Source organism: Vibrio sp. 1078-1 (genome assembly GCF_033340475.1).
Map to the genome: position 1 here is coordinate 1 of NZ_JAWOWM010000684.1, position 568 is coordinate 568.

General features: G+C 44.0%; 1 protein-coding gene. It reads right to left on the minus strand.

Annotation, left to right across the window (positions count from 1 at the left end; translation table 11 throughout):
• Nucleotides 1-25: 25 nt before the first annotated feature.
• Entirely contained in the window at nt 26-565 is a 540-nt protein-coding gene (locus R7190_RS29500; protein WP_140200223.1) for a heme NO-binding domain-containing protein, read from the minus strand.
• Nucleotides 566-568: the final 3 nt, after the last annotated feature.

The following is a 568-nucleotide window of genomic DNA, read 5'->3' on the forward strand; positions in this document are numbered from 1 at the left end:
TGAGGAGTTACCCGTCATACTCTTCTTATTGTGCCTCCAGCCAAAATCGAACTTGGCTTCCGTCTTCAGTTTGGTTTTGATGCGTAATATGAATGACCTGTCCAAAGTGTGCAGCACAGCCTTTGAGCAACCCCAAACAAACATGCGCCATACACCTTGCACTATGGTAGTCGAACACCAGTTCTGACTGTGTTTCGCTGATAAAATCGAACTTAGGCGGATTGGCGTCTGGGTAAAGTTTTTTAACTTCTACATGAATAAAGCTTTCTACATGTCGAACAAATTGAAAGGTATTGTCGCACTGCTGCAAGCTTGCATGACTGGGAATGGAGCGTAGCAGGTTCAAAAATACGCTTTCACCAAACACTTCTTGTAACTGCTCTGGGGGAATATCAGAAACTTTGCTGAGATTGACGATCAGTTTGACTAAGTCTCGGTGATCATAACTGCCGACAGAGGTATATACCCCTTCGTCATCGGAAAGTTCGAGCACTTGGTCAAGCACTTCAAGTCCAAATTTGCTTTCCACTAACTCCATGAACTCGGTAAGGATTATCCCTTTCATTGG